23 protein-coding genes and 1 tRNA gene are annotated in these 22,357 nt (G+C 54.4%); 10 read left to right on the top strand and 14 right to left on the bottom strand.

All coding sequences use genetic code 11. The features are described from left to right. Positions 1 to 130 precede the first annotated feature (130 nt). Entirely contained in the window at positions 131 to 1,330 is a 1,200-nt protein-coding gene (locus tag BLO43_RS09880) for an acetyl-CoA C-acyltransferase (RefSeq protein WP_074630630.1), read from the top strand. A gap of 152 nt (positions 1,331 to 1,482) precedes the next feature. Here BLO43_RS09880 and BLO43_RS09875 read toward each other — a convergent pair whose 3' ends face one another. Continuing rightward, on the bottom strand, positions 1,483 to 2,226 hold the full coding sequence (locus tag BLO43_RS09875; protein WP_090906926.1) for an SDR family oxidoreductase: 744 nt from the start codon (positions 2,224 to 2,226) through the stop codon (positions 1,483 to 1,485). A 101-nt stretch (positions 2,227 to 2,327) separates the two neighbouring features. Between BLO43_RS09875 and BLO43_RS09870 the strand changes: the two genes are divergently transcribed. Further along, complete coding sequence (locus BLO43_RS09870) at positions 2,328 to 3,248, top strand: AraC family transcriptional regulator (protein ID WP_090906925.1); 921 nt, start codon at positions 2,328 to 2,330, stop codon at positions 3,246 to 3,248. 82 nt (positions 3,249 to 3,330) lie between these two features. On the opposite strand, the gene BLO43_RS09865 is transcribed toward BLO43_RS09870, so the two are convergent. Both BLO43_RS09865 and BLO43_RS09860 read right to left on the bottom strand, forming a co-directional pair. After that, positions 3,331 to 3,519 (bottom strand): DUF3460 family protein, encoded by a 189-nt coding sequence (locus BLO43_RS09865; protein ID WP_074630631.1) that lies wholly within the window; start codon positions 3,517 to 3,519, stop codon positions 3,331 to 3,333. A 172-nt stretch (positions 3,520 to 3,691) separates the two neighbouring features. Next, the gene (locus BLO43_RS09860) at positions 3,692 to 4,453 is read right to left on the bottom strand and encodes a polyamine aminopropyltransferase (protein WP_090906924.1); all 762 of its coding nucleotides are present in this window, start codon (positions 4,451 to 4,453) and stop codon (positions 3,692 to 3,694) included. A gap of 142 nt (positions 4,454 to 4,595) precedes the next feature. On the opposite strand from BLO43_RS09860, the gene BLO43_RS09855 reads away from it, so the two are divergent. Further along, entirely contained in the window at positions 4,596 to 5,075 is a 480-nt protein-coding gene (locus BLO43_RS09855) for a hypothetical protein (RefSeq protein ID WP_090906923.1), read from the top strand. A 388-nt stretch (positions 5,076 to 5,463) separates the two neighbouring features. Next, positions 5,464 to 6,912, top strand: coding sequence for an SEL1-like repeat protein (locus BLO43_RS09850; protein WP_254773420.1), 1,449 nt, complete (start codon positions 5,464 to 5,466; stop codon positions 6,910 to 6,912). A gap of 115 nt (positions 6,913 to 7,027) precedes the next feature. Here the strand turns inward: BLO43_RS09850 and BLO43_RS09845 are convergent, their stop codons facing one another. Beyond that, complete coding sequence (locus BLO43_RS09845) at positions 7,028 to 7,210, bottom strand: hypothetical protein (protein ID WP_090906922.1); 183 nt, start codon at positions 7,208 to 7,210, stop codon at positions 7,028 to 7,030. A gap of 493 nt (positions 7,211 to 7,703) precedes the next feature. Between BLO43_RS09845 and BLO43_RS09840 the strand changes: the two genes are divergently transcribed. The 3 genes from BLO43_RS09840 to trbK all read left to right on the top strand — a co-directional run bounded on the left by BLO43_RS09840 (position 7,704) and on the right by trbK (position 9,218). Then, positions 7,704 to 8,183 carry a hypothetical protein gene (locus BLO43_RS09840; protein ID WP_254773419.1) on the top strand — a complete coding sequence of 160 codons (480 nt, stop codon included), beginning with the start codon at positions 7,704 to 7,706 and terminating at the stop codon, positions 8,181 to 8,183. Between the two features lie 129 nt (positions 8,184 to 8,312). Continuing rightward, the gene (locus BLO43_RS09835; protein WP_254773418.1) at positions 8,313 to 8,792 is read left to right on the top strand and encodes a hypothetical protein; all 480 of its coding nucleotides are present in this window, start codon (positions 8,313 to 8,315) and stop codon (positions 8,790 to 8,792) included. 228 nt (positions 8,793 to 9,020) lie between these two features. Beyond that, positions 9,021 to 9,218 (top strand): entry exclusion lipoprotein TrbK, encoded by a 198-nt coding sequence (gene trbK / locus BLO43_RS09830; RefSeq protein ID WP_090906921.1) that lies wholly within the window; start codon positions 9,021 to 9,023, stop codon positions 9,216 to 9,218. Positions 9,219 to 9,690: 472 nt separating this feature from the next. Here trbK and BLO43_RS16460 read toward each other — a convergent pair whose 3' ends face one another. The 3 genes from BLO43_RS16460 to BLO43_RS09810 form a co-directional block, all read right to left on the bottom strand. Beyond that, positions 9,691 to 9,888, bottom strand: coding sequence for a hypothetical protein (locus BLO43_RS16460; RefSeq protein WP_139149265.1), 198 nt, complete (start codon positions 9,886 to 9,888; stop codon positions 9,691 to 9,693). Positions 9,889 to 10,528: 640 nt separating this feature from the next. Beyond that, a complete protein-coding gene (locus BLO43_RS09815; RefSeq protein WP_090906918.1) occupies positions 10,529 to 11,701 on the bottom strand; it encodes a patatin-like phospholipase family protein in 1,173 nt (390 codons plus the stop codon). 148 nt (positions 11,702 to 11,849) lie between these two features. Continuing rightward, positions 11,850 to 11,925: transfer RNA gene (locus tag BLO43_RS09810), tRNA-Arg, on the bottom strand. Between the two features lie 69 nt (positions 11,926 to 11,994). Here BLO43_RS09810 and BLO43_RS09805 point away from each other — a divergent pair. The 3 genes from BLO43_RS09805 (at position 11,995) to BLO43_RS09790 (ending at position 14,595) form a co-directional block, all read left to right on the top strand. Further along, positions 11,995 to 13,191, top strand: a complete 1,197-nt coding sequence (locus BLO43_RS09805; RefSeq protein WP_254773417.1) for an MFS transporter — start codon at positions 11,995 to 11,997, stop codon at positions 13,189 to 13,191. Between the two features lie 356 nt (positions 13,192 to 13,547). Beyond that, entirely contained in the window at positions 13,548 to 14,075 is a 528-nt protein-coding gene (locus BLO43_RS09795) for a peroxiredoxin (protein ID WP_175443925.1), read from the top strand. A 124-nt stretch (positions 14,076 to 14,199) separates the two neighbouring features. Continuing rightward, complete coding sequence (locus BLO43_RS09790) at positions 14,200 to 14,595, top strand: TraR/DksA family transcriptional regulator (protein ID WP_090906916.1); 396 nt, start codon at positions 14,200 to 14,202, stop codon at positions 14,593 to 14,595. Between the two features lie 35 nt (positions 14,596 to 14,630). Here the strand turns inward: BLO43_RS09790 and BLO43_RS09785 are convergent, their stop codons facing one another. The 7 genes from BLO43_RS09785 to BLO43_RS09750 form a co-directional block, all read right to left on the bottom strand. Then, complete coding sequence (locus BLO43_RS09785) at positions 14,631 to 15,230, bottom strand: Smr/MutS family protein (protein ID WP_090906915.1); 600 nt, start codon at positions 15,228 to 15,230, stop codon at positions 14,631 to 14,633. Positions 15,231 to 15,265: 35 nt separating this feature from the next. Next, positions 15,266 to 16,216: a thioredoxin-disulfide reductase gene (gene trxB / locus BLO43_RS09780; RefSeq protein WP_090907011.1), complete on the bottom strand. Its 951-nt coding sequence runs from the start codon at positions 16,214 to 16,216 to the stop codon at positions 15,266 to 15,268. A 49-nt stretch (positions 16,217 to 16,265) separates the two neighbouring features. Then, the gene (gene alaS / locus BLO43_RS09775; protein ID WP_090906914.1) at positions 16,266 to 18,869 is read right to left on the bottom strand and encodes an alanine--tRNA ligase; all 2,604 of its coding nucleotides are present in this window, start codon (positions 18,867 to 18,869) and stop codon (positions 16,266 to 16,268) included. A 47-nt stretch (positions 18,870 to 18,916) separates the two neighbouring features. Beyond that, the gene (locus tag BLO43_RS09770; RefSeq protein WP_090906913.1) at positions 18,917 to 19,264 is read right to left on the bottom strand and encodes a hypothetical protein; all 348 of its coding nucleotides are present in this window, start codon (positions 19,262 to 19,264) and stop codon (positions 18,917 to 18,919) included. Beyond that, positions 19,261 to 19,725 carry a recombination regulator RecX gene (gene recX, locus BLO43_RS09765; RefSeq protein WP_074630646.1) on the bottom strand — a complete coding sequence of 155 codons (465 nt, stop codon included), beginning with the start codon at positions 19,723 to 19,725 and terminating at the stop codon, positions 19,261 to 19,263. Before recX ends, BLO43_RS09770 begins: the two co-directional genes overlap by 4 nt. A 21-nt stretch (positions 19,726 to 19,746) precedes the next feature. Further along, positions 19,747 to 20,766 carry a recombinase RecA gene (recA, locus tag BLO43_RS09760; RefSeq protein ID WP_074630647.1) on the bottom strand — a complete coding sequence of 340 codons (1,020 nt, stop codon included), beginning with the start codon at positions 20,764 to 20,766 and terminating at the stop codon, positions 19,747 to 19,749. Between the two features lie 220 nt (positions 20,767 to 20,986). Continuing rightward, positions 20,987 to 22,306: a tetratricopeptide repeat-containing S1 family peptidase gene (locus tag BLO43_RS09750; RefSeq protein ID WP_175443924.1), complete on the bottom strand. Its 1,320-nt coding sequence runs from the start codon at positions 22,304 to 22,306 to the stop codon at positions 20,987 to 20,989. Positions 22,307 to 22,357: the final 51 nt, after the last annotated feature.

Below are 22,357 nucleotides of genomic sequence, written 5' to 3'. Positions count from 1 at the left end.
TAAAGATTTCCTGTGTTATTTGAGGATCATCTTCCGTGTGAGTCCGCTACAGGGTTTAGGATGATTTTATAAATCGAAGCATGTCTAACTCACAATCGTTCCTAATGTGAATTAGCGAAGGAGAACTGCCATGAGCAAACAAATTCAGGACGCTTATATCGTTGCTGCCGTACGCACTCCGGTAGGAAAAGCGCCGCGCGGAATGTTCAAAACAGTGCGACCGGACGACATGCTGGCACATGTATTGAAAGCTGCGATGGCGCAATGTGAAGGACTCGATCCGGCCGCCATTGAGGACGTGATTGCCGGTTGCGCCATGCCGGAGGCGGAACAGGGCATGAATGTGGCACGTATCGGGCTTTTATTGGCCGGACTCCCGGATAGTGTACCGGGCATGACGATCAATCGCTTTTGCGCATCGGGATTGCAGGCGGTGGCGATCGCGGCCGACCGCATCCGCCTGGGGGAGGCCGATGTGATGATCGGCGCCGGCACCGAAAGCATGAGCATGGTGCCGATGACGGGTAACAAAATGTCGCTGGACCCGGCGATATTTGCACGGAATGAGAATGTCGCCATTGCTTACGGCATGGGCATAACCGGGGAAAAAGTCGCACAACGGTGGCAAGTCAGCCGCGAAGCACAGGATGAATTTGCGGTAACAAGCCATGCTCGGGCGCTTGAAGCTATCAAAATGGGTGAATTCAGGCAGGAGATCGCACCTTATCCGGTGGAAGAAAAGTTACCTGATCTCGTCACGCATGAGGTCCGTAACGTATCCACCATCCGCGATACTGATGAAGGCCCGCGTCCCGGCACCAACCCGCAAACGCTGGCTACCCTGCGACCGGTATTTGCCGCGGGTGGCTCGGTAACGGCGGGCAATAGCTCACAGATGTCCGATGGTGCGGGAGCCGTAATCGTGGCAAGCGAAGCGGCATTGAAGCGCTTCAATCTCACCCCGATTGGACGTTTCATGGGGTTTGCGGTTGCCGGCGTACCGCCGGAGATTATGGGCATTGGCCCGATCAAGGCGATACCCAAGGTGCTGAAACAGATTGGTTTGAGTCAGGACGATCTCGACTGGATCGAATTGAATGAAGCGTTCGCGGCCCAGAGTCTTGCGGTCATAAACGACCTGGGGCTGGATCGTGCCAAGGTCAATCCGCTGGGGGGCGCAATTGCGCTGGGTCATCCATTGGGCGCCACCGGCGCCATCCGCGTCGCCACATTGCTGCATGGCCTGCGCCGGCACAATCAGAAGTACGGTATGGTCACGATGTGCGTAGGTACCGGGATGGGTGCCGCGGGGGTATTTGAGGCGCTCTGATTTTTTTAATATGTATAGTTTGAATTTGATTGGACAAACAATGTCAGGTTCGGACTGTGCTAAGTGACAGGAGCAGCCGCTCACCCCCCGGTCAAGGAAATCAGCCTCGACAGATGTCCGGCACTGCGCCGTTTACCTAACCCCACTGTTGGCTAACTCGACTGAGCCAGCGCCACAGCGTCGGCACCCGCTGGAAATCGCAACTGCCCAGACGTATCGTTCGCGGCACGCCACACTTCCTTGGCTACGTCGGACTCGGTAGTCACTGCAGTTGGCTCAGCGAACAACGCGAAGACGCTCTGCGCGAAACGCGCATATGCTTCCGGGATCAGTCCATCCATGCGCGATCCTGAATTGCTCGTAAAGCGCGTGGTCGGTGCGTAGCCAGGCTCGACCAGCTTCACCCTTACGTTGAATATCTCAAGCTCGTGTGCAAGCGATGCGGTGAATCCTTCGATGGCCATCTTGCTGGCGGTATATACGGCGACCAACGGCATCGGTACCAGTGTTGCGCTCGAGGTTACGTTAACGACAACGCCCGAGCGGCGCGCATGGAATCGGGGCAGAACCGCCTGCGTCATTGCCATCACACCAAAGGTGTTGGTCTCGAACACCTCGCGCATTGTACTCATCGGAGTTGCCTCGAAAGCGCCGAAGAGCCCGATACCCGCGTTGTTGACCAGTACGTCAATGGGCCCGCTTGCCTTGAGTGCGGCTGCAATGCTTTCCGGATTCGTCACGTCGAGCGCCAATACGCGCAGGCGCTCCGATGCGGGCAACACATCTTCGCGCGGGGTTCGCATGGTGGCGACCACATTCCAGCCTTGAAAGTGGAAGTAGCGCGCGGTCTCGAGGCCATAGCCGGAAGAGCAGCCAGTAATGAGTACAGTTTTCATAATGTTTGTTTCCACGTGTGGTTTCGATAGCGGCACTATAGCGGCGAGAAGCAGGATTATCTACAATTAAAGGTCCTGATTTCTTTTGCTACAGTCCGAATATGAGCGATCCACTCTCGGATGTCATCACGCTGCTTCGGCCCCGCGCTGTGTTCTCAAAGAGTATCAGCGGTGCCGGTTCCTGGGGTGTCCGTTACTCTGATTTTGGCCAGCCGAGCTTCTGTGCTGTGCTCGAGGGACGCTGCCTTCTTGCGGTCGACGGTCAAGATATGCTCACCCTTGAGGCGGGTGACTTCGTACTCCTGCCGGCGACACCCGGGTTTATCTTGTCAGGATTCGATCCAATAATGCCCGAGCTCATCAATCCGAAAGTGGCACCCGCCCCAACGGGAGAGATTCGCCATGGCAGGCAAGGTGGGCTCCCGGACGTACGCTTGCTCGGCGGTTACTTTGCCTTCGACTCACCCGATGCTGCGTTGCTGGTATCGCTTCTGCCGGCGCTGATGTACATACGTGGTGCCGAGCGACTTTCGATATTGGTACGGCTCGTTGCTGAGGAATCAAGCGACGACAGGCCAGGTCGTGACCTCGTGTTGACACGACTCGTGGACGTGTTGCTCATCGAAGCACTGCGTTCGACGTCGGGCAAACATTCTCCCCCTGGGCTTCTACGTGGATTGGCCGACACCCGCATCGCGCTGGCAATGCAGCAGATGCATGGTGATCCCGCGCGTTCGTGGACAGTGATCCAGCTGGCGAAGAAGGCTGCTCTTTCGCGTTCTGCGTTCTTTGATCGCTTCACACGCACCGTGGGCCTGCCTCCGATGGAATATTTGCTTGCGTGGCGCATGGCGGTCGCGAAGGATATGCTCCGCCGCCAGGACATCGGGCTCGCCGAGATCGCCGAACGTGTCGGCTATAGTTCCGCCAGTACCTTCAGCACCGCGTTCAGTCGGCACGTGGGCCAATCCCCAAGCCGTTACGCGCGCGACATTAGAACTTTCTCGGTACGAGCCGCCTAAATGTCTGTTTTAGGTCGAAAGCAGTAAATTAAATGCGACACTCGTCAGATCAAATCTCGACAACTACATTTAATATACGCTGCTATTTTCCAAAATAGACGTAGGCTTTTTGCGGCACGGCCGATTCCTTGAAGCGTTTGCGTTCATCTCTATCCAGATTCTTGTCCCACCAGATCGCGCGCGCTTCCTTCTGATCTTCCGCCAGTTGCGGGTTTTGCTCGAACAATTCGCGCATGAATTTAGTGTGGTCGGATTCGTACAGTTTTGCCATAGCCCTGATTCCCTCTATCTTTGTTCTTGCCCGTTGCTCATTAGCGCGGGCTTGCATAATCTAAAACTTTACCAGCTTATGTAGGATGGGTAAAGCGTAGCGTAACCCATCAAGACGCCAGCCAGAAGAAAACCTGGGCGCGACCGTACTGAAATCCGCCTGAAAGCATGATTCACACAATCTTGCCCCTTCGCAGTTTCTTGACATACTCCTGAAAAGGCAACGCAAACTCCGTTTCAAGTTTTTTTGCGCGTTCCGTTAATTCTTCCCATGCCGGTTTGGCGGGATTCTGCTTGAAAGCAAAGGCGATCAGATTACCACGCGCCTCCGCCGTCATGACTATAACGTGACCATCGAAACTGTTCTCGATGCGTCTCAGATATTCCTGAAGCCCCTTATCCCTGCTGAGCAGATTCACTACCAGTACACCCTTCTTCTTCAATGTCTCACGGGCACGATTGTAGAAATCCTGGCTGCAAAGCGAGGAAACCTGACAGCCATCGTCGAAGCCGTCAATCATCAGCACATCCGCGCTGGCAGGATGGCTGGCGACGTATCCTTCCCCTTCCGCAATAATCACTTGCAGGCGCTCATCATCATCCGGCACAAAAAAATAATTGCGCGCCATCGCAACAATTTGTGGATTAATTTCGATCACGGTTGTTTTCGTCCGCGGCAACCGATGATAGACGAATTTCGCCAGCGACCCTCCTCCCAAGCCAATCATCAGAATATTTTCAGGATTGGGATGAAACAGCATGAATCCCATCATGCATCGAGTATAGATCAGCTCCAGATCATTGGGAGCAGCCAGCCTCATGGCGCTTTGCACCATGCTGTTACCCAGATGGAGCGCACGTATGCCGTCCTGCTCACTCAATTGGATGTTCGACTCATCCTGAGTAAGGATGCGCCGTTTGGGAAATCCATGCACGAGTCTGAATCCTTGAGATTATGCCTGCGCTGTCGTCACAATTCGGCTACTATTAAACCTGTCACCGGCTACAATTGGGCATCGCCATGATCCTCAAAAAACAGTGAACCGATGCAGCAATTCAGGTTAAAAAAGGTAAACCATGAATAAGTCAATCGTAATTTTAGCCCTGCTTTTGTCAGCATGCGCGGGTTTCGGCATTTTCAAACACAAGCCTCAAATTTATGCGGACAAATTCACGGGAAATCACGCCTCCCTTGCCAGTTGCGTGATAAACAAGCTGCGATCGGATACCCGGTGGGTAATCAGCGGCCTGGGATATGAGGTGCGACGATATCCGGACATTGACGCGACCGAAGTTTATGCCTATTCGCTTGGCACATTACCGGGCATGTATGCGCGTACCTTGCCGACGAACCCCGATGCAGTAGGGATTTATGCGGAACCGGTGCCAAAAGTTCGCAACTATGTGGGAAGTCCTTACACAGGCCCCAATTATTCGTTCCTTTTAATGATCAAAAGAACCGACGACGAATCGGTGCGCGCTACGCTGAGAGGGGATGAATACGAAGGCAGCATAGCATGGGAGAATTTGAAAGCTTGCTCATCCTCGTCTTCTTGAGTATCTCTGAATAAGTCTGCTGTGGAGCGGTATGCCGGGAAAAACAGGGGTTTACTCAGAGACTCCCCGAAACCCAGGCAACTTCCTTTAACCTGTGCATACATCCGGTGTTAACTTGCCAGGGGAAAGCGCTCGCCTCACGTGCATCTTGCCCTTCGGTGAGACTGTGGGACTCCGGATTCTCTTCGTTCATTCATTAAAACACGGAAAAAATATCCCCGGCATGACGTGTGGCATGATAATTTTCGCTTGTTTGCCGCGATAGAATGACGATGTTCGGAATACTTGCGCGCAGCCTGTTTACCAAGCTTCTCGGGTGCAGTTCAGGTTTTTGGCAACGGAGCAAAAGGATAAGCGGTACAGGGCTTGAATCGATAATGGTGAGTAAATGGCGCGGTTGTTACCGATAGCGGGACTATTACTGGTGTTGCTGGCACCCCGGGTTTTTGCCGGAGACTTTGAAGATGGGATGAAGTTTGTTCTCAGCAAAGACTACGCCAAAGCGGTGGAACCTTTCAGAAAGGCCGCTGAACAGGGAAATACGGACGCGCAATTCAATCTGGGTGTCATGTACGCCAAAGGCCGGGGCGTTCCGCAGGATTACCGGCAGGCAGTGGTCTGGTACCGTAAGGCGGCGGATCAGGGAGATGCGCCGGCGCAATCCATTCTTGGTTACATGCACCTCAAAGGCCAGGGTGTCACGCAGGACTATCAGCAGGCCATGACCTGGTATCTCAAGGCCGCCGAAAAGAACTATCCTGTTGCGCTATACAATCTGGGTGTCATGTACGCCAAAGGCCAGGGGGTTGCGCAGGACTATGAACAGGCCATGACTTGGTATCTCAGGGCTGCGGAGGTGGGGCACGCCCCCGCACAATCCATTCTGGGCTTCATGTACCTCAAGGGCCAGGGGGTAGCACAGGACGACCAGCAAGCCGCATCCTGGTATCTCAAAGCTGCTGAGCAGGGCTTTGCGGATGCGCAATATGCGCTTGGCGTTCTGTATGCGAAGGGTCGCGGGGTCGCGCAGAATGACCGGGAGGCCGTTTCCTGGTATAGAAAGGCGGCCGAGCAAGGCAACCCCGATGCTCAATACAATCTGGGGCTGGCATACGCGAAAGGACAGGGTACTACACAGGACGAGCGGCAAGCCGCATTCTGGTATCTCAAAGCCGCTGAGCAGGAAAGCACTCGGGCTCAATTCAAGCTTGCCGTCCTGTACGCCAGAGGCCGGGGGGTAGCACAGAACGACGAAGAGGCCCTATCCTGGTATCGCAAGGCGGCGGAGCAAGGGTATGCCCCCGCCCAGTTTAATCTCGGTGTCATGTATGCCACAGGCAAGGGGGTAACGCAGGACGATCATAAAGCCGCATCCTGGTATAGCAAAGCCGCCGAGCAGGGGGATGCGGATGCACAATACAACCTGGGTGTGCGGTACGATGACGGCCGCGGGATTAACAAGGACGAACAGGAAGCCCTGGCCTGGTATCGCAAGGCGGCTGAGCAGGGATATGCCCGGGCTCAATACAGCCTGGGCGTGAAGTATGACAACGGTTCGGGTGTTGCGCAGAATTACGAGCAAGCCCTAGGTTGGTATCGCAAGGCGGCCGAACAGGGACATCCCGGCGCGCAAACCAATCTGGGCGTGTTGTACTACAAAGGCAATGGTGTGAAGCAGGACTTCGTCGAAGCGGAGAAATGGTTCGATGTTGCCGGCGCGACGGGCTATGAGGATGCGAAATTGAATAGTGAGGTTATGGCGAAGCTCATGACACCGGAACAGATTGCCGAGGCGCGAAAACAAGCCGACGAATGGAAACAGGCGCACCAGAAATAATGGGTATCTGTTGGTTGATCAAAATATGGGATTTTCCCCAAAGCGGGCGAAGGAAAAAAATGAGGGGATGCGGGCATATAGCTGGCCGGAATATACCGCGAAGCAAAACAGTGTCCTATTTGGATGGTTGCGTACTACTCTTCTCCTTGGCGACGGGGTTGCGTAGCGTGTAGCCTTTCTCTTTCATCTTGTAGCCACCATAGGCGCCAGCTCCGCCGGCGACCAGGTACCAGCAGCCGGAGAGCATTGGAAGCACAACCAATAGCAACCCCGTACAAATTACTCTTTTTATTCTCATTGTCTGCCACGCCTGTAATTGCGGTAAACGGGTGAAAAGGCGATCCGTTTTCGAGCGTGAAATTTACCCCGTGGAATAGAAGGCTGTCAACTATGTCATCCGAAAGCAGCCATTTTCGTTAATAATGCTCAACAGGCCTCCGCAGGCAGGGAAACGGAATTATGCCTGGTTTCCCGCCGGATACTTCACATCGGCGTTACCGATTATCCTAAATCCGGTAGTTGGACGGGGTGAAATATACGGTTTTTGGGGTGCAGGGCAAGGCGCACAACGCGGAATGGTCATTCCATTCCAAGGCGTTGCAACGCAGTCATGTGCCGCAAAAACCGTGCAATCCACCCCGTAGCGAACTCACCCAAAGGTGAAGGTCAAGTAGTGTAAGAAAACCTTGCAGATCAGGGCACTAATCTGAAAAATGAGCAGTCAACTGCCGGACTTAGGATTATATTCCGTGGGTTGTCCCATTTCCGGAAAGACTTTGGAGAGAAATATCATGAGCTACGTATCAAGCTCTAGCGCATGGATCAGGCGTTTGATAATAATTGCTCTGGTCATACTCCTGCCGGCATGTCAAACCGCGGATACCAGACGGGCGGGCGGCCTGATTGGCAGCATTGCCGGTTCCATTGGAGGAGGCTATCTTGCCAGCTATCTGGGCGGGGGTACGGTGGGCCGCATCGCAGGGGCTGTTGCGGGAGGTCTTGCCGGTTATTACGTGGGTGCCGGGCTGGGAGGCTATCTTGGAGAAGAGGATAAGCAAAAGATGGCTCAGGCATCACAGACGGCCTTCAATACCGGCCAGACGCAGACGTTCAGCAATCCCGATACCGGCTTGAAAGGCAAGGCCGAAGTTGTCCCCTCGACACAAACCGCGCAGCAGGGCGATGACTGCAAGATGATCCGGCAAACCATTGTGCTCAAAGACGGAAAAACGGTTACTGAGGATATAAAAAGCTGTAAAAATCCGCAGTGAGGTATGCGAGGGCCGACGCTGATATCGGCGGCGGTCATACGTTTTTCTCACTCGGTTCCACATCGGCTGTAGCAAATATATTCGATGTTTATCCCCTGGTTCTGGCAACACTTTTGGAAAGGAAATATCATGAACCACGCATTAAACGCTAACGCATGGACCAGGTGGTTGATGATAATTGTGCTGGTCACCCTTCTGCCGGCATGTCAAACAGCGGACGCGAGGCGTGTAGGGGGCGTGATTGGCAGCATCACGGGCTCCCTCGGGGGAAGCTATCTTAGCCAGTATCTCGGTGGCGGCACGGCGGGCCGTATCGCGGGCGCCGTGGCCGGGAGCCTCGCGGGCTACTATGTCGGCGCCTACATCGCGGGCTATCTTGGAGAAGAAGATAAACAAAGAATGGCCCAGGTGTCCCAAACGGCATTCAATACGGGACAAACCCAGACCTTCAGCAACCCGGATAATGGCTTGACGGGCAAGGCCGAGGTTGTTCCATCGACACCGCCGACGCAGCAGAATGGAGAATGCAAAACCATCAGGCAAACCATTGTGCTCAAGGATGGGAAAACGGTTACTGAGGATGTGAGGAGTTGTAAAGAAACGGTTTGAGCCTCATTGATTTGCTATCCATCCATTCGGATGACGCGGTTCTGCGTATAGATGATTGACGGAAACGGTGTAGAGCGACTCAACCGCCGGTCGCGCAAAATGCTGGAATTTATAACTCCTTATGAGGTATCCTTCGGGGTGCCGGTAAGCTCGCCAAGCAACCACCCGTTGTTGTACTTCGGACTTGAATCCGTACCATATTAATAATTTTTAAAGAGGAAGACTTTAATGAGTTTTAAACATATTGTATTTATTATTGCCCTTAGTACCGCTTTGGTTGGTTGTGGTGGTGGTGACGGAGCTCCTGAAATAAATGCAACGAATTGCTCTGGCGGAGGAATGCAGGCGATCCTTCCAACTTTTGATAATGAAACTGCGCGGCAAGCATTCATTGATAAATGCCAGGCGCTGGCAGAAAAAAAATAAAGCGCGGGATAATCTCGAGTTAAGCACAGTTGTTATCACCGGACAGGAATTGATCCAATTCTGAGTTGTTTGCCGGTCGATGACTGATCATGGCACAATTGGGATGATCGAGACATTTCCTTCCGCAGCAAGAAGTGATGTATTGCGACAACCAAATATTTGGCGGGACATGGCGGGGCACTTGCCTCGCCATATCCCGCTAAGGTTCAATTTGCAGCATTATGAATAGAGCCTAAGACTTTGATCCTACGCATTTTGCCCAACGTGTTTCAATAGCGTGTTTCAATAGGGTCAGCCTCTGAGCTATCCTTTCTCTTCAACACACAAAAATTCACGCAATTGAGCGGATGTCTTCTTCCGGTTTTTGGTCGATAAAGTGCCAATGCGCCGAACAAACAAAGTCTCCTCGAATGTTGCGATTTTGCTCGGACGAATGATGGATTCGCCCGGCAACCCGGCGAGTTTCAGATCGCTAATCAGCGATATCTCCATACGACCGTGCGTGCTGTGCGCTCGTAATCATTGACAGGAAATACTTTCCGGTCTTCGTGCTCAATGTCTCGGTCGAAATGATCAGCGCGGGACGTACTTTGGTGTAGTTGCTTTCCGTATAGGGGAAGGGGACAAGCACATCCCACGGCTGAAATCGGGGTTTAGCGGAGCGTATCATAGATGCTGTCTGCTTCCGAATCCCATTCGGCAAACGTGTGGAACGGATTGTCTTTGCGCTCCTCTTCGCTTGTCGGCATAAGAAATTGTGGTTCGCGCGATCTCGAGGCAAGGTAAATTCTTACCGCTTCACGGAAAAACTCCGAACGGCTCCGTCCCTCGATCTCGCATATAATCATCAATCTGCGCTGCCATCCGTTCGGGTACGGTGATCGCGAATCGATGATAACGAGAATGCGCCACGGTATGCTTCCTCACAATGGGCTGGTTCATAATATGCTTAAAGTATTACTCAATGCACACACAATGTAACATTCTGGCATACTTTGCATTCTGGAGTGTTTCGATGAGATCAGACTCATTGATACGAATTGTTCCGACCGTCTAGGCCGTCTATACTCGAACTCTCGGAAAGCAATCAATATATTGCCTTCCATGTTGCATCAATCGAGTCTGACCCCATTGATTCTTGCCATTGATTACCATGACCCCATTGATTACCATTGATTCAACACGGCAACAACCTCGCTTTTTGCGCGAGCGCGGGTTTTAAATTCTAGTCCCTCCCGAAGCAATCGCTACCGCCACGCCGACAGGCAGCACATGTCGCCCCGCACAAATACGACACAGGGAAGTAGCGCCTACTTGATCTGCTCGAGAGCCCAGCTCGGAATATCGCCGGTGTTGGGCGGAACGGTCATCCAATGGTCGGACTTCTTCGCCATCGCGCGTCCTGCATCGAACGCCGCCCGCATTTGTTCCGGATCGAAAGCAAGCGGGTCATTGCCGATATTTACGTCGTTGGGAATGGCTGCCAAATTGAAGTTATAACCCAAAAACCTAGCGCCGAAATACGAGCGCGTCATTGCCGTTAGCATCGACTGGTCCATCATGACGCTGATAGTCGTGGCTGCCACGTTACCAAGAGCTCTGCGCAAAGCCTCGGGTGGGCTTTGCATCCTACCATTGTCGACCAGGTATATGTTCCCCACTCCATAAAGCGGAGGCGCGGGGCGCTCCGACCCGCCCAATCCCCCAATGACGACATTCGAACGGGCGGCGCCGTCGACGAAGAGGTGACCGTCGATTTCCACCGGCGGGAACACGATGGGAAACGCTGCGGATGCGAGCAACACCTGGCGATAAAGCTCTAGGTTGCCGTCCTTCGCGATCAGGGACATGTTCCAGACCCAGGTCTGGCCGTAATCGATGTTGGTCGTGCCCACGAGGAGGTATCGGTTGTCGTTGTACGCGGCAGCCACACGCTTCAAGGTGTCCTCGGTAATGTATTTAGCGATGAGCGCCCGCAGGGGTGTAGTGTCCGAGAGGGAATCGGCGCCGAACGCGAGGCTGAAGATCCCTCTTTCGTTATGGATATTTTTCTTGGTGATCTGTGTGTACATCTCTTCGAGCTGCGCATCGTCGGCTGGCGTGCCGAGCAGCGCGTGGGTCGCGAGCAATGCGCCGGTGCTCACCCCGCCAACCACATCGAACTGGGGGCGTTGACCGCTTTCGCGCCAACCGTTCAGCAGGCCTGCACCAAAGGCGCCGTTCTGACCGCCGCCCGAAAGGGACAGCATGTTGAGCGCGCGACCCACCTTGCGTTCTAGCTGGCGCACGAAATTCGGTTTCCCCTCTGCCGCGGCAGCGAACATGGGCGAAACCTGTTGCGGATTAAGCGGATCCATTCCGTTCGGCAGCATGGCATACGCCGAACCCCTTTGCGAAAGCACCCTTTCCGGATGGGACGCACATCCCGCGAGCAGCAGCGCCGCCACAACAGCCGCAAAAACGGTCAATTTTTCATGTCTCATGACGCTTACTCAGTTCGCCTTCAAGCATTGTGGACCTTCTGTAAGAGTTAATAGGGCTATTTTAAAGATGGCGGTTACAAAATGGTTACATTTATAAAAATAAAAAGAGGGATAAAAGCTCTCTTGCGGCTGAAAGCGTCATGGATAATGGCGCCCTGAACACGAATCGAACGTGTGACCTACCCCTTAGGAGGGGGTTGCTCTATCCACTGAGCTACCAGGGCGACGGCTGCATTTTACGCTAATATGCCGGTATGAATAAACCCGCCGCAGTCCCTGAAGGAAATACCGCGATGCGCCAAAAACTCCCTCGCACCGTAGTTGTTCTCAGCCTGGTCAGTTTCTTTAACGATTTCGCTTCTGATATCGTCATTCCGCTCATTCCCATATTGCTGGCGACGGTGCTGGCCGCCGGGCCGCTGGCTCTGGGATTTATCGAGGGTGTTGCCGACGCGGTGGCGAGCCTGCTCAAGCTGTGGTCGGGGCGGCATTCAGATGTCATGAGCGGGCGGCGCAAGGGGCTGGCGGTAGCGGGTTATACACTGTCCAACATTGCCCGCCCGTTGCTGGGGCTGGCTGGTTCCTGGCCAATGATTTTGGTGCTGCGCAGCATTGATCGGGTGGGGAAAGGTCTGCGCAGCGCGCCGCGTGATGCGCTGGTTGCAGATGCAACGCCGCCCGCGATGCGTGGCTATGCCTTCGGTTTTCACCGGGCGCTGGATAATGCGGGAGCGGTGGCGGGTAGCCTGGTTGCGGCCGCTGCGCTGGCATGGGCCGGCATGAGCCTGACAGAAGTGATTCTCTGGTCGGCGGTGCCGGGTTTTGTCGCGGTGCTGCTGCTGGGTGCGGGTGTCAAAGAAGAGATGCGAGAAGAAGAAGCCGCTGTTCATGCTCCCGTGGTGCTGCCGCCTTTACGCTGGTCGGTTTTATCTGTGCCAATGCGCCGGTATCTGCTGGTGTTGATGCTGTTTACATTTGCCCGCGCCTCGGAAACTTTTATCCTGCTGCTGGGGCACCAATTAGGCGTGGGAGTAGTCGAATTATTGTTGCTGTGGTCGGCCTTGAATCTTGCCAAGGCAGCCACTTCCACCTGGGGCGGGCAATTGGCCGATAGCTGGGGGCGCGGCGCGTTGATACTGATCGGATGGGCAACATTCTCGATCTCGTTTTTGCTACTGGGCACGGTTACGGATAGCATCGGGCTATGGACGGTGAGCATTTTTTACGGTCTTTGCGCGGGCATGAGCGAAGGTGCGGAACGGGCGATTATCAGTGATTATGCGGAACCTCGCGAACGCGGAACGGCTTTTGGCTGGTACCATTTGATGGTGGGCATTGCGGCGATTCCGGCAGGGTTGCTATTTGGTTCCATCTGGCAATTTCAAAGTGCAGAAATGGCATTCTTTTTTGCCGGCGGGCTGGCGGCTTTTGCGGCACTGTTGTTGCGGTTTTGGGCCTGGCCGGTCAGGAAATTGGATGGAGGTTGGTAGATAAGTTTGGTGGGATATAAAAGGCATTAAATAATGCATGCGGGGAAGATGAGCATGAGGATGGCGACTATTACCTATTGCTCTGTCATTCCTGCGAAAGCGGGAATGACAGAGTTGAGTTTCCACCTTTACGGGAAATGCCGATCAGGATTATATCTATTACAATCCGGTCAAACATCAGCATGTTAAGCAGGTTGCGGATTGGTCGTATTCCACATTTCATCGTTATGTTGAAACCGGCACATACTCCAGAAATTGGGCTGGAAGCGGTGAGTCAGGCGATGTGGAATTTGGGGAGATATGAATGATGGGTTGCGCTTCGCTTCACCCATCCTACAAAAATGTATGGAGGATTTATGAAAATACTTTCAATACTTGCAACGTTGATGGCAATAGCTCTGTTTTTTGGGAGTCAGGCCGCACGTGCCGAGCCGCTTAAAGTAGGCCAGCCGGCGCCAGATTTCAATCTCCCTGATCAGAGCGGAAAAAATCATAAGCTTGCGGATTATCGCGGCAAGTGGCTGGCGTTGTATTTCTATGTCAAAGATGACACGCCCGGCTGCACCGAGCAGGCATGCAAATTTCGCGATGATATCCATCAACTTACGGATCTGGGTGCGCAAGTTGTCGGCGTGAGCGTGGATGATAGTACCAGTCATGCCAATTTCGCCAAGAAATATAATCTGCCTTTCCCGCTCCTGGCGGATAGCAAGGGCGAGACCGCTGCGCGCTACGATTCGCTGCGGAGCGATGGCGGGATGGCCAAGCGCAATACTTTTCTGATCGACCCGCAAGGCAAGATTGCCAAAATTTATTTGTCGGCCAGCACTTCGCGCAATTCTGCTGAAGTGATCGAGGATTTAAAGAAACTGAAGGGTTTGTGAACGAACTTATCGTTGGTACGCGGGACTGTGCAGTTCTTGACTTTTGATTCAATCGAAAGTCGCATACTGTATCTTTGCATTCTATGTAAAACGCTGTCACGATAATCATAAGGAAATAATCATCATGGCAAAACTGACCGAAGACCAGTTGACGCAACTGAAAATATCGCTGCAACAACGCTATCTGGATTTGCGGGAAGAAGTTCGTGGTGAACTGGAACGTTCGGGCGAGCAGCGTTATATCGACCTGGCGGGTAGTGTGCGTGATGCCGGCGACGGCTCGGTGGCGGATCTGTTGCTGGATATCAATACTGCCATGGTGGACCGGCAGGTGCATGAGATGCGTGAGGTGGAGGCGGCCTTAAAACGCCTGGCGGAGCTGAATTTCGGCGATTGCATCGATTGTGGTGGCGAAATCGGTTTTGACCGGCTAATGGCTTATCCCACTGCGCAACGATGTGTGCAATGCCAGGAAGTGCATGAGAAAACCTATGCTCACGAAGAAACTCCAACCCTCTAGCAAGCGCTCGGCGATGGCGCCATCATTGCAAGGCATTATCTTGCGGGTGCCGATGCCTTAAGCAACACCAGCACCGCGCCGCTGCCGCCATCTTCCGGTCTGGCCTGACAAAAAGCCAGTACGTCATCGCGCTGCGAAAGCCAGCTTCCAATCCTGACCTTCAGCACCGGCTCGTGAGACTTTGAGCCAAGCCCCTTGCCATGTATTACTCGCACGCAGCGGAAACCGCGTTTGTTACTGGTATCGAGGAAAGTCACCAGTTCCCTGCGCGCCTCGTCACGGGTGAATCCATGCAGGTCGAGTTGCGCCTGAATCCCCCAATGGCCGCGCCGCAGTCGCCGCAAGGTCTGGCGTGAGACACCGGGGCGCAGGAATGACCACTCATCGCCCGCTTCCATCTCCAGCGAGATATGATCGGAGAGCGAGTCATCCAGCGCGGTCTGTTCGTCATGTGGAATCTGACGCGGGATGGGTGGAGGTGGATTCCCGGTCTGGGGCGTCTGGCCGGATTTGGGCAGCGGCGCTACATCCCGAACCGCGTTGCGGAACAATGCAGTGTCGTCATCGACAATTCCGGATACCGCTGCATTACCGGTTGCAGGCTCGGTTGCAGACTTCTTGACCCGCCGTTTCATATGAGCTTCTCAAGCCGTGGTTGCTCAATGGCTACTCAACTCAAAGCATCGAGATACTTTTCCGCATCCAGTGCCGCCATGCAGCCGGTTCCCGCGCTGGTCACCGCCTGGCGGTAGACGTGATCCTGCACGTCGCCCGCCGCGAATACACCAGGGATGCTGGTTGCGGTGGCGTTGCCCTCGTTTCCGCTCCGGGTCACGATATAGCCGTTTTTCATTTCCAGCTGTCCCTGGAAAATATCGGTATTGGGCTTGTGGCCGATAGCGATGAATACGCCTTGCAGCGCCACGGTCTTGCCGGAGCTGTCCTGGGTACTTTTAATGCGCATGCCGTTAACGCCGGAAGTATCCCCCAATACTTCGTCCAGCACATGATTGAGCTCCAGCTTGACGTTGCCGTTTTTCACCCTGTCCATCAATTTATCGATCAGGATTTTTTCCGAGCGGAATTTGTCGCGTCGATGTACGAGCGTGACATTCCGTGCAATGTTCGAAAGATAAAGGGCTTCTTCCACCGCCGTGTTGCCGCCGCCCACCACCGCTACATCCTGCCCCTTGTAGAAAAATCCATCGCAAGTGGCGCAACCCGATACGCCTCTGCCCATATACGTCTCTTCCGAGGGTAATCCCAGGTACTGTGCGGAAGCCCCGGTGGCGATAATCAGCGCATCGCACGTGTACGTGCCTTGATCGCCGATCAGCGTGATGGGTTTATCGGTAAGTTTGGCAGTGTGAATGTGATCGAAAATGATCTCGGTGTTAAAGCGTTCCGCATGTTTCTGGAAGCGTTCCATCAATTCCGGGCCTTGCACGCCCATGGCATCCGCCGGCCAGTTATCGACGTCGGTAGTGGTCATGAGCTGGCCACCCTGGGCCATGCCGGTGATGAGCACGGGCTTGAGGTTGGCGCGCGCGGCATAGACTGCCGCGCTGTAACCGGCGGGACCGGACCCGAGAATGATAAGGCGGGAGTGTTTGCTTGTCATAATACGGTATGTAAGATTTATTTTTAAAAAAACAAGTTCCTGCCAGACGCTACAGCCGTTGTTCAACCCATCCTGCCACGCTCTCCAACGCGGCAGGTAAATTATCCGGCTGGGTTCCGCCTGCCTGGGCCATGTCGGCGCGGCCGCCGCCCTTGCCGCCCACCTGCAAGGCAACAAAATTAATCAGCTCGCCCGCCTTGATTTTCGTCGTGAGATCGTCGCTGACACCCGCGATCAGCTTGACCCTTTCGGCTTCTATCGCGGCCAGCACGACGACGCAGGATTTGAGTTTATCCTTGAGCTTGTCCAGCGTTTCGCGCAGCGTCCTCGAATCCGCATCTTCAAGACAGACTGCCAGGACTTTTGCGCCTTTCACCTCCCGCGCCTGGCCGGCGAGATCATCGCCTTGCGAGCTGGCAAGTTTCGATTTCATGCGTGCGAGTTCTTTTTCCAGCTGTTTTACGTTATCGAGGATTTGGGTAATGCGTACAGCAGCATCCCGCGGCTGCACCTTCACTGCATCCGCCACGTGCTGCAATTGCGATTCCTGTTGCTGAATATAAGCCAATGCGCCCTCGCCGGTTACCGCTTCCACGCGCCGCACTCCGGCAGCCACCCCGCTCTCAGCAACAATCTTGAATAATCCGATGTCGCCCGTGCGCTTGACGTGTGTACCGCCACATAGCTCACGCGAGGAACCAATATCCAGCACGCGTACTTCGTCACCATATTTCTCACCGAACAGCATCATCGCACCGGTTTTCTTCGCATCCTCTATCGCCATCATGCGCGCCCCAGTTGCCGCGTTGGTCAGTATTTCCGCATTGACCAGAACTTCGACCTTGCGAATTTCGTCATCCGTCATGGGCTGATTATGCGCAAAATCGAAGCGCGTTTTATCGGCATCCACCAGTGAGCCTTTTTGCTGCACATGGGCACCCAGTACCTCGCGCAGCGCCTTATGCATCAGGTGGGTGACGGAATGATTACGCTCGGTGCGGGCCCGCGCCTCCGGATTCACCTTTGCCAGCACCTTGTCGCCGATCACCAGCCGCCCGCTGCGCAACAGCCCCTTGTGACCGAACACATCCGCCTGAATTTTTTGCGTGTCGGATACGGCAAAGGTACCGTTTGCCGCCAGCAATTCGCCGCAATCGCCTACCTGCCCGCCGGATTCCGCATAAAACGGTGTCTGATCGAGGACGACCACGGCTTCATCACCCGCCTCGATAAAATCCACGCGGCTACCCTGCCGGTAGATCGCGAGAACCTGGCCTTCGTATTGCACGTTCTCGTAGCCGTGGAATTGTGTCGGGAGACCGCTGTAGGCGATGCCATCCTGCATGGTGAATTTACTTGTTGCCCGGGCCCGCTCGCGCTGACGCGCCATGGCTTGCTCGAAACCGGCGTGGTCGATGGCGATGCCCCGTTCGCGCGCAATGTCGGCGGTGAGGTCCAACGGAAAACCGAAGGTGTCATAGAGACGAAACAGGGTTTCACCATCCAGGATGCGGCTTTCCTGGCCCAGCGCTGCTTCCAGTATCTGCATGCCATTTTCCAGCGTCTCGGCGAAACGTTCTTCCTCCTGTTTCAGCACGGCTGCTATGCGAGCCTTGGCTTCAACCAATTCCGGATAGGCTGAACCCATTGCTTTCGCCAGATCTTCCACCAGCGCGTAAAAGAATGGTTGATTCTGGCCCAGTTTATAGCCATGGCGTATGGCGCGACGGATGATGCGCCGGAGCACGTAGCCGCGTCCCTCGTTGCCGGGAATCACGCCATCGGCGATGAGAAAGGAACAGGCGCGGATGTGATCGGCGATTACCTTGAGAGAGTTGCTCGACAGATCCTGCGCACTACTGCCGTTGCCAAAACATTCCCGGGCCGCCGCTTGGATCAGATCCTGAAACAAATCGATTTCATAATTGCTGTGAACCTGCTGCATTACCGCGGATATACGCTCCAGTCCCATGCCGGTATCCACGGAGGGCTTGGGCAGCGGATGCAATGTACCGGCGCTGTCCCGGTTGTATTGCATGAACACCAGGTTCCAGATTTCGACATAGCGGTCGCCGTCTGCTTCCGGCGTGCCGGGCGGGCCACCCGCAATCTCCGGACCATGATCATAAAAAATTTCGGAACAGGGACCACAGGGACCGGTATCACCCATCTGCCAGAAATTATCCGTGGTGGCGATGCGCGTGAAGCGCGCCGAGGCAATTCCCACCTCGTTGAGCCAGATATCGGCAGCCTCGTCATCCTCGGCATACACCGTGACCCATAATTTTTCCTGCGGCACCTTGAGGGTAACCGTAAGAAATTCCCATGCAAACTTGATGGCGTTGCGCTTGAAATAATCGCCGAAGCTGAAATTGCCCAGCATCTCAAAGAAGGTATGGTGCCGCGCAGTGTAGCCGACGTTCTCCAGATCGTTATGTTTACCGCCCGCCCGGACGCAGCGTTGCGAACTTGCCGCGCGCGCATAGGCTCGCTTATCCTGTCCGAGAAATACATCCTTGAACTGCACCATGCCCGCGTTGGTGAACAGCAACGTGGGATCGTTCGCGGGAACGAGGGGGCTCGACGCGACGACCGTGTGGCCATGCGACGCAAAGAACTCGAGAAATTTTTGTCTTATTTCGCTACTTTTCATATCGGGTTCATCTAATCATAAGTAGGCAGTGGGCGTGGGGGTAGCGGCTAACGCCGTGATAGTTCCGTTACCGTCATTCCCAGCGATTCACCATTGATAATCGCAATATTCGCCACCTTCACCTTGATGGTGATTTTTTCGTTCATTTTAGGCAGATCGGCTTCCGTCAGGATGGTAACCTCTCCGCTATCGTCCTTTAACACGTAGGCCTTTGTATTCAATAACGGAATCCGCGTGGGATCTTTTGCGACACCCCGGAGCGTAACTTCCTTGCCGTCGAAATTGGCAGGAGATATATTGATTTCGTTAATGGGGGTTGCGTTGATGGCGTCGCAACCACCGAGCAGAATCCCTATAACCGCCGCCACTACCGCCTGAGCGAGGCAATTCCTCACGCTTCCTCCTTGTCGGCGTGGCGCAATACCTGACGTATCACTTCCGCCGTAAATCCCCGTCCCATGAGGAAACGCATTTGCCTGCCAAGCTCTTTCGCATTGGCAGGCATCGCACCAAATTTTTTCCGCCATACTTCGCGCGCATTTTCCTGCTCGGTTTCCCTGATATTGGGCAACGCCGCGGCGATTAAATTCTCCGCGATACCCTTTTCACGTAATTCATGCACAATCCGTTGACTGCCAAACTTGTTTTTACGCATGTGTATTACCTGCTCCACCATGCGCACGGCTGACAGAAAGCCGCGTTGTTCGAGTGTGTCCAGCAAGGAAGAAAGTTCTTCGGGAGTTTGAGCATGGGGCGCGAGCTTTCTTTGCAGCTCGAGCCGGGAGTGCTCCCGCCGCGCCAGGTAACCCAAGGCGCGGGTTTTCAGGTTCGGCTCGATACGCCGCGGCGCTTTCACGACAACATCATGCCAGCGCGATTATTCCACGTCGGCGGTTTCGGCCTGATTGGCGACTCCCACGGCCGCGCGGATCTTCGATTCGATTTCCATCGCCACGTCGTGGTGCTCTTTCAGATACTCGCGGGCATTGTCCTTGCCCTGACCTATTTTGTCTCCCTTGTAGGCATACCAGGCGCCGGATTTCTCGATCAGCTTATGTTGCACGCCCAGCTCGACGATTTCACCTTCGCGCGAAATCCCTTCGCCATAGAGGATATCGAATTCGGCCTGTTTGAATGGCGGCGCAACCTTGTTTTTCACGACCTTGACGCGGGTTTCGCTGCCGATCACCTCATCACCTTTTTTGATGGAGCCGGTCCGGCGTATGTCGAGACGCACCGATGCGTAGAATTTCAACGCATTGCCGCCGGTAGTCGTCTCGGGGCTGCCGAACATGACGCCGATTTTCATGCGGATCTGGTTGATGAAAATCACCATGGTATTGCTGCGCTTGATGTTGGCGGTAAGCTTGCGCAACGCCTGCGACATTAATCTCGCTTGCAGGCCCATTTGAGGCTCGCCCATCTCACCTTCGATCTCCGCCTTGGGCGTCAGGGCGGCGACCGAATCCACCACCACCACATCAACCGAGCCCGAGCGTACTAGCATATCGGCGATTTCCAACGCTTGCTCACCGTTATCGGGTTGAGATATCAATAATTCCTGCACATTGACGCCGATCTTTTGCGCGTATTGCGGGTCCAGGGCGTGCTCCGCGTCGATGAATGCCGCAGTACCCCCCCTTTTCTGCATTTCCGCGATGACTTGCAGGGTAAGGGTAGTTTTGCCGGATGACTCCGGACCGTAAATTTCAATGACACGTCCTCGCGGCAACCCTCCCACACCCAGCGCGATATCGAGCCCCAGCGAGCCGGTGGAAATTACCTGGATGTCTTTGGCAACATCGCTGGCGCCCAAACGCATGATCGAGCCTTTGCCGAACTGTTTCTCGATCTGGGACAGCGCCGCCGCCAGCGCTTTGCTTCTGTTTTCGTCCATGGGTTTTCCTCTTAAGAATGAGGCTGATTATCGCATATGTGACCCAGCGCGGAAAGACAAGGGAGAATGACAATGTGTTCGCAATGGTTCACGGGAACGTGATTTCCCATTTCTACCCAATGGGGCATCTTGTTGAAAGGCGATTGAACCGTGAGCGGATGCATCAGGAAATATCAGGAAGACAAGGCGAATTAATCGAGGCCATTTATTCCCTGTGTATCTAAGGCAAAATATAAGTGTTGAAATAACGCTCCGCCCTGGCTGGATCAAGCTTGCGCAGGGCGTGATAAATTCCCCTCATCTTGCCGCGTTCGCCCAGTAGTGCGTAGTTCACACCCAGGTTATACCAGGCATCCGCATTCTCCGGCTGTATACGCACTGTTTCCTGATAGGCCAGAGCCGCCTCTCCATGCAGATTCAGATTGTCATAGGTACTGCCCAGATTGAACCAGGCACCGGAATTCTCCGGCTGTATGCGCAGCGCCTCCCGATAAGCATGAATGGCGTGGGCGTAATGCTTGAGTTCATAGTGAGTATTGCCCAGGTCGTACCAGGCCTCTGCATTCTCCGGCTGTATGCGCAGAGCGTCCCGATAGGCATGAATGGCATGATCGTATTCTTTGAGGCTGGCATAGGCAATACCAAGTTTATGCCATGCCTCGTCATACTCGGCCTGGTTGCGTATCGCCTCGCGATAGGCTTGAACCGCCTGGGTGTATTGTTTAAGATGGGCGGATGCCGTCCCCACGCTATACCATGCTGCCGCGTTTGCCGGATCGCGCTTGACTTCCTGCTGAGCGAATCTTAACAGCGTCTGCCAGTCGGCTTTCTTCTCCAGCACCATGGCACGGTTAAGCCAAGCCAAGCCAGTTATGGTTGTTATCGTTTGAACAGGTTGTGCCCGTTTCGATAATTCACCAACCCACTCCACCGGTAGCGCAAATGTAAAGTTTTGACGTTCTAAAGACTGGAGCGAAAGAAGTCCTATCAGCCGCCCCTGGTCATCGACCAGCGCTCCACCGCTGGAGCCTGAAGAGACAGCGACGGAGACATGCATATATTGTGACCCCCCATGCGGCCGTGTGTTGGATACAACGCCTTCGCGCAGCACCAGCCCATGCCCACCGGATACACTGATGGCATGGACGCGCTGGCCGGCTCTGATTTTTCCGGCTGAACCCAGAGTAATGGGTGTGCCTCTCAAATGGGGTACATTCAGCTGGCAAAGATCACGATCCGGGTCAGCGTAGTGCAGCGTGGCTTTGAAAGTGCTGCCTGATTTTCGCACCAGGGTACTTTTTCCTTCCTTGGCGAGTTCCTTGACTACGTGGCAGTCGGTCACCACCTGATTCGTGCCAACCACTACGCCGCTGCCCTGATGAATGGATTTACCATGGGGATCCACCACGTCTACTTCCACCACGGAAGGCGACACCCGCATAACAATACGTTCAGGGGTCAATGGGATATTGGGTACATGGGAAATATCGGCGGCGGCGAATGACGAAAGCAAGGCCAGTCCCAAACCTCCAATCTTCACTGGCAGGATATCCTGTTTTTTTTGCCGGTTATTCGGACTCACAGCCATATT

Source organism: Nitrosospira sp. Nsp13, from assembly GCF_900101945.1.
Lineage (GTDB): Bacteria > Pseudomonadota > Gammaproteobacteria > Burkholderiales > Nitrosomonadaceae > Nitrosospira > Nitrosospira multiformis_D.
Note: the sequence above shows the minus strand (reverse complement) of the source record. Positions and strands in the feature narration are given on the sequence as shown.

Coding starts and splice junctions, on each gene's coding strand:
- BLO43_RS09880 (WP_074630630.1), top strand. CDS start 131: ATGAGCAAACAAATTCAGGACGCTTATATCGTTGCTGCCGTACGCACT.
- BLO43_RS09875 (WP_090906926.1), bottom strand. CDS start 2,226: ATGAAAACTGTACTCATTACTGGCTGCTCTTCCGGCTATGGCCTCGAG.
- BLO43_RS09870 (WP_090906925.1), top strand. CDS start 2,328: ATGAGCGATCCACTCTCGGATGTCATCACGCTGCTTCGGCCCCGCGCT.
- BLO43_RS09865 (WP_074630631.1), bottom strand. CDS start 3,519: ATGGCAAAACTGTACGAATCCGACCACACTAAATTCATGCGCGAATTG.
- BLO43_RS09855 (WP_090906923.1), top strand. CDS start 4,596: ATGAATAAGTCAATCGTAATTTTAGCCCTGCTTTTGTCAGCATGCGCG.
- BLO43_RS09850 (WP_254773420.1), top strand. CDS start 5,464: ATGGCGCGGTTGTTACCGATAGCGGGACTATTACTGGTGTTGCTGGCA.
- BLO43_RS09845 (WP_090906922.1), bottom strand. CDS start 7,210: ATGAGAATAAAAAGAGTAATTTGTACGGGGTTGCTATTGGTTGTGCTT.
- BLO43_RS09840 (WP_254773419.1), top strand. CDS start 7,704: ATGAGCTACGTATCAAGCTCTAGCGCATGGATCAGGCGTTTGATAATA.
- BLO43_RS09835 (WP_254773418.1), top strand. CDS start 8,313: ATGAACCACGCATTAAACGCTAACGCATGGACCAGGTGGTTGATGATA.
- trbK (WP_090906921.1), top strand. CDS start 9,021: ATGAGTTTTAAACATATTGTATTTATTATTGCCCTTAGTACCGCTTTG.
- BLO43_RS16460 (WP_139149265.1), bottom strand. CDS start 9,888: ATGATACGCTCCGCTAAACCCCGATTTCAGCCGTGGGATGTGCTTGTC.
- BLO43_RS09815 (WP_090906918.1), bottom strand. CDS start 11,701: ATGAGACATGAAAAATTGACCGTTTTTGCGGCTGTTGTGGCGGCGCTG.
- BLO43_RS09805 (WP_254773417.1), top strand. CDS start 11,995: ATGCGCCAAAAACTCCCTCGCACCGTAGTTGTTCTCAGCCTGGTCAGT.
- BLO43_RS09795 (WP_175443925.1), top strand. CDS start 13,548: ATGAAAATACTTTCAATACTTGCAACGTTGATGGCAATAGCTCTGTTT.
- BLO43_RS09790 (WP_090906916.1), top strand. CDS start 14,200: ATGGCAAAACTGACCGAAGACCAGTTGACGCAACTGAAAATATCGCTG.
- BLO43_RS09785 (WP_090906915.1), bottom strand. CDS start 15,230: ATGAAACGGCGGGTCAAGAAGTCTGCAACCGAGCCTGCAACCGGTAAT.
- trxB (WP_090907011.1), bottom strand. CDS start 16,216: ATGACAAGCAAACACTCCCGCCTTATCATTCTCGGGTCCGGTCCCGCC.
- alaS (WP_090906914.1), bottom strand. CDS start 18,869: ATGAAAAGTAGCGAAATAAGACAAAAATTTCTCGAGTTCTTTGCGTCG.
- recA (WP_074630647.1), bottom strand. CDS start 20,766: ATGGACGAAAACAGAAGCAAAGCGCTGGCGGCGGCGCTGTCCCAGATC.